This window comes from Belnapia mucosa, assembly GCF_016775475.1.
Lineage (GTDB): Bacteria > Pseudomonadota > Alphaproteobacteria > Acetobacterales > Acetobacteraceae > Belnapia > Belnapia mucosa.
On record NZ_JAEUXJ010000058.1, the window covers coordinates 1 to 5113 of the forward strand.

Below are 5113 nucleotides of genomic sequence, written 5' to 3' on the forward strand. Positions count from 1 at the left end.
GAGCGAACCTTCGCTTGGACAGGGCGGTGCCGCCGCCTCGCACGCGACCACGAAGCCACACCCGGTTCTGCCGTCGCTCTTCAATCGGAGAGCGGCCGTTGCGCCGTCCGCCCTCCCGTCGCTGGCAAGACGCTCCGGCGCGTCGCCGAGATGGAGGGAGGCAACGAGGTCACCACGCAGCTGGACGCTGACCTTGACCCTAGACCGGGAAACTGGCCCACCCATTGTGGGAGTTTTCGGGCAGGTTTGTTGACCCAAGGGGAGGCCTGCGGATGAGGAAGTCCCGCTACGCGGATGAGCAGGTGGCATTCGCCCTGACGCAAGCGGAGCTCGGCACGCCGGTGGCCGAGGTCTGCCGCAAAATGGCGGTGTCGGAGGCTACGTTCTTTCGTTGGAAGCAGAAGTTCGGTGCCTGGGACCGTCGGAGCTATGCAAGCTCCGGCAGCTCGAGGAGGAGAACGCGAAGCAGAAGAAGCTTGTGGCCGACCTGAGCTTGGACAAAGCCATGCTTCAGGAGGCTCAGGCAAAAAAGCCCTAACGCCTGGTCGTCGTCGCGAACTGGTCCGTCATATCCAGGACCGGTTCGGTGTGAGCGAACGGCGGGGCTGCGCGGCGCTGCGCTTCCACCGCTCATCGCAGCGCTACCGCTCCAGCCGCGACGACCAGGCGCCCCTACGACTGCGTATCCGCGAGATCGCCGCGGTGCGGATCCGCTATGGCTATCCGCGCATCCACATCTTGCTGCGGCGCGAGGGTTGGGCTGTGAACAGGAAACGCGCCTACCGGCTGTATCGTCAAGAGGGGCTGAGCCTGCGGCACAAGCGGCCGAAGCGGCACGAGATGGCGGCGGGCCGGAGCGAGCGCCCAGTGGCGACGCGACCGAACGAGCAGTGATCGATGGACTTTGTCTCCGACGCGCTCTTCGACGGACGTCGGATCCGCGCCCTAACGCTCGTGGACAACCTACCCGGGAGGCGTTGGCCATCATGGTCGATAGCGGCATCCGCGGTGAACATGTGGTCGAGGCGGTGGAGGCGGTCGCTGCTCGTCGTAGCGCACCGTGGCTCATTCGCGTGGATAACGGCCCGGAGTTCGTCTCGAAGGTGCTGGACCGCTGGGCCTACGAGCGCGGCGTGACACTTGACTTCAGCCGTCCTGGGAAGCCAACCGACAACGCCTTCGTGGAGTCCTTCAACGGGCGGCTGCGCGACGAGTGCCTCGACACGCATTGGTTCTTGTCCCTGGACGATGCCAGGACCAAGATCGAGGCTTGGAGGAGGGGCTATAATGCGTCCCGTCCCCACAGTTCCTTGGGGCACCTGACGCCCCAGGAATTCGCTGCCAAGGCAGCCCGGAAGGACTGCTCATGAAGCCCAGAAGGTCTCCCTTCGGGCGGACCAGCTTCGGGTCCACGGTCAGCCAAAGCCCGTCTAGCAATGCTTGGACCGAAGTTGGTGGGGTACTCCCCTCTAATCTTCGCTATGTCCCCTGGACCCATGACGGCCTGGACCGAGAGAGGTCGCATGGAATATAATGTAGTGTTTTTCGTCCTGTTGGTGCTGCAGGCGATTCCTACCCAACTCGTGCCAGAGGTTGCGGCAAGATGCCGAAAATGAAGCGGCGTCCCGCAGATGCGCGCCACTCGTCAGTTTGGACGATTGCAGCAGCAGCGGCAGACCCGTTCATGGGCCCCGCTAATTGGTCCTGAAAAATTGCCTGTGGATGGGCGGAAAATATGCGCACAAGGAGATGCGGAATGAGGCAGCTTACCTCCGGTGCGGAGCAGCGCTTTGCCCTCAACGTGGCTTCCAATGCCTGCTACGCAATCGTAAATATGGTTTTGATGCTGTGGTATGTCCCGTTCCTCATCCGGCATCTTGGTGTGGCGGCCTACGGAGCGATTACCTTGGCTAACACATTAGTTATGTACGCTACAATTCTGACGGCAGGTTTTGATGTTACGACGAATCGCTTCTTGGCGCTTAGTTTGAACAGAAATGACAGAAAAACTACAGATCAAATTTTTAATGCTGTTTTTTTGTTATCGGTGATAATTTCTGCTACACTGTTTATAATATTTTTGGTGGCGGCCTATTTTATTCCTAGATTATTTAATCTGCCAGAAGGGCTTGAAGGTGCCACTCAGTTACTTTTTGGTGGCGTCGCTACCACCATGCTGGCGGGTATCCTCGGTGGCGGCTTCGGCGCCATCAGCGTCATTATGCACCGTTTTGAGCTGCGCAATCTTGTTCGAGCGCTCACGTCCGTGAGTCGTGTTGGTGTCGTTGCCGTCTGCTTCAGCATCTATCCGGCGAGCTTATGGCATGTCGCGCTTGGTTTCGTAGTATCGGCCATCATTGCTCTAGCTGGTGACGTCATCGTGGCGCGACATCTAGCACCGGAGTTGCGCCTCAAGTTGCGGTCCATTGATTTACAACAGTTGCGAGCGCTTGCCGACCTGGGCAGCTGGGCGGCGGTGAACCAAGCCGGAAATTTATTGCTGCTACAGGTCGATTTGCTGATCATTAATGCGCTTTTTGGAGCTGAGGCAACCGGCCAATACGGGCCACTTCTTCTGCTGGTTGCGCTCATCCACACTATGACGGAAACGTTGGTATCAGTATTGAGCCCAATCGTCATGACCCATTATGCCGTCGGCAATCGACTTGCTCTTCAGCGTGTCGCTTCGTGCTCAGTGCGTCTTCTTGGCGTTGGCCTAGCCCTGCCTATTGGCCTTTTATGTGGCCTTGGCGGGCCGTTGCTCCAGCTGTGGCTTGGACCAGATTTTGCAGGCCTCAATGTTTTGTTGATCCTCCTTGTGGGGCATTTAGCAGTGACCCTGAGCTGCCGCCCTTTGGCCTATGTCCTTATGGCCCATAATCGTATCCGACTGCAAAGTTTGGTGACCTTGGCCTCCGGTTTGGCGGCGGTACCGCTGGCGGTGATGCTCGCCCAAGTCGCTGGATGGGGAATGGCAGGGGTCGCAGCGGCAACCGCTATCGTCTGGAGTATTAAGAACGTCATCTTCTTGGCTCCATACGCTGCAAAAATTCTTGGTACTAATTGGGGAGTATTCTTTAGTTCATTCGCCATCATAGTTTGTAGTACGTTAGGTGTTGGAGTGGCCAGTAGCGTACTGTGTCATTACTGGTCGCCGTCGAGCTGGGTCAGCCTTGGTGTAGTGGTCGGCGTCATAGCTCTTGCCTACATGGTGGTCGGTTACGCCATAAGTCTGCGCCCCTCGGACCGAAAAGTCGTGTGGAGCATATTGCAACCTGTGCGCCGCCAGCTATTTGGCTAAGCAAATTGCGAGAGAACTAAGGCTTTTATCCTGATACAGCTAGGTAGAGGTATTAATGATTAGAGCCTATTCGACGGGTCTTGCGGAGCCGAATGTTGGCGGCAATGGGAGCGTGCGAGAACCTGGACGCGGTGGCCGAGCGCTTCACGTTGGGCTCCTGGGTCTTCTTCGGGTATTCGATGCAGGCGGCAAGTCGGGCAGCGGTGCCCAGCCGTCGTTCGACCTCACGCAGGGCAAGCAGCCGCCCGTCAGTCGAGAACTGACTGCCGTCGAAGCGGCTGACCAGCGGCTTGCTTTAAGCCGGCGACGGGTCGGGTGGTAACCAGGTTAACTTTAACAACAGCGAGCATAACTTTCGGAGCTTAAGGACTCCTGGGATCGCAGCCAAATTCTAGGTTCGTTCAACGGCCTGCACTATGTCCCTCAGTTCTCGTGCAAAACCGGCTTAGTTAGTTGACATTGAATGCTTGGGAGGGACTCCGATGGCTTTAGGACGCCGCGAGCGGGCCACCGTCGCAATGTCGAGCTTGATTCCCGATATGGATCTGCTCAACTTCATGGTTGCGCTGCCATCCTTTATCGCCCATCACCGACGCCTTCCAATCAATCCGGAAAGGGACAGTGCGTCGATAGACGACTTGTTTTTCTATCGAAAGTTATCTAATAGGTCTTATATTTGCAAGACCCTGGCTGATAAGCATTCCGGTAAACTTCTTGCTCGCGGAATACTGCCCGGCCTCAGCATTTCCCACACTTATGATGTGTTCTCAATGGAGAACATGGATTTCTCTTCGTTCTGCAGGAGGCTAGAGCCTTATTTCGATAAACCGCTCGTCGCCAAGCCGGCCCACAGCTCTGGTGGTGTCCTTTTTCTGGACACTCGGCCAACACACAATCTTCTACGCAGTACATATGAAATCGCAGTCCGGGATTATTTCTTCTTTTCGCGCGAAGCTGTTTACAAGAATTTGACCAAGCGTATTATTGTGGAGGAGTCACTTAAGCGCGAAGGTGTTATTCCTGACGATTTCAAATTTTTTTGCGCTAACGGTGAGGTGCTTTTATGTCAGGTGGACCGGGGGCGGTTCACGCGGCACACACGGGACCTCTACGAGTGCGCAACTTGGCGCTGGCTTCCCGTCAGTTATCGCTACCCTCGCTCCGAAGAGCCGATTGAGCGGCCTGACAAACTTGAAGAGATGGTGCAGATCGCCGCAACGCTGTCGCGCGGTTTCGAATTCATGCGCGTCGATTTGTATGTTGTGGATAACGCTATCTATTTTGGTGAGGCCACGTTCCATCCAGAGTCAGCACAGGGCCGGTTCAGTGATGATACCTTCGGCCGTGACCTGCTTAGGCGCATCCGTGAGGCGGCTCTAGCAGCCCGTCGGATATGAGCTGTAAGGTCAGCTTGTGGCATAAATATGCTAACTCGCTGAAAATGGCGACCAGCCCACCAGGGGGTCGAGGCGGATTTTCAGTGGAGCATGGCTGTGGCTTGGCCTGAACTGGAGGATGGTGGACCAGTAGGGATGGTGACCTGCCCCCTCAGTGCCTGTTTGAGAATGTGCGCCGAGTGGTGTTTTGGGCTGCACCGCTGCCCAGATGGGCGGGATGTGGACCAAGGAGCACTGGGCGCGGCAGGCGGCGTTTGAGCGTCGGCGGCGCTATCCGACCGATCTGACGGACGAGGAATGGGCTATGGTCCAGCCGCTGCTGCCCCCTCCGGCAGGGCGCGGCAGACCACCAGGCGCCGACATGCGAGAGATGCTGAATGCGATCCGCTACCTGGCTCGTGCGGGCTGCGGCTGG

Annotated in this window: 3 protein-coding genes and 2 pseudogenes; all 5 read left to right on the top strand. The window is 57.4% G+C overall.

Annotated features, from left to right (window positions below):
• Nucleotides 1-78, top strand: a pseudogene (locus JMJ55_RS30230) (IS5/IS1182 family transposase); the annotation flags it as partial.
• 194 nt (nucleotides 79-272) lie between these two features.
• Nucleotides 273-1370, top strand: a pseudogene (locus JMJ55_RS30235) (IS3 family transposase).
• 386 nt (nucleotides 1371-1756) lie between these two features.
• Nucleotides 1757-3301 carry a lipopolysaccharide biosynthesis protein gene (locus JMJ55_RS30240; protein WP_202829316.1) on the top strand — a complete coding sequence of 515 codons (1545 nt, stop codon included), beginning with the start codon at nucleotides 1757-1759 and terminating at the stop codon, nucleotides 3299-3301.
• A gap of 482 nt (nucleotides 3302-3783) precedes the next feature.
• Nucleotides 3784-4698, top strand: a complete 915-nt coding sequence (locus JMJ55_RS30245) for an ATP-grasp fold amidoligase family protein (protein ID WP_202829317.1) — start codon at nucleotides 3784-3786, stop codon at nucleotides 4696-4698.
• A 217-nt stretch (nucleotides 4699-4915) separates the two neighbouring features.
• A partial coding sequence (locus JMJ55_RS30250) for a transposase (RefSeq protein ID WP_202829318.1) occupies nucleotides 4916-5113 on the top strand: 198 nt, incomplete at its 3' end.

Excerpts from the sequence above, each read along its gene's own strand:
- JMJ55_RS30240 (WP_202829316.1), top strand. The coding sequence starts at position 1,757 with ATGAGGCAGCTTACCTCCGGTGCGGAGCAGCGCTTTGCCCTCAACGTG.
- JMJ55_RS30245 (WP_202829317.1), top strand. The coding sequence starts at position 3,784 with ATGGCTTTAGGACGCCGCGAGCGGGCCACCGTCGCAATGTCGAGCTTG.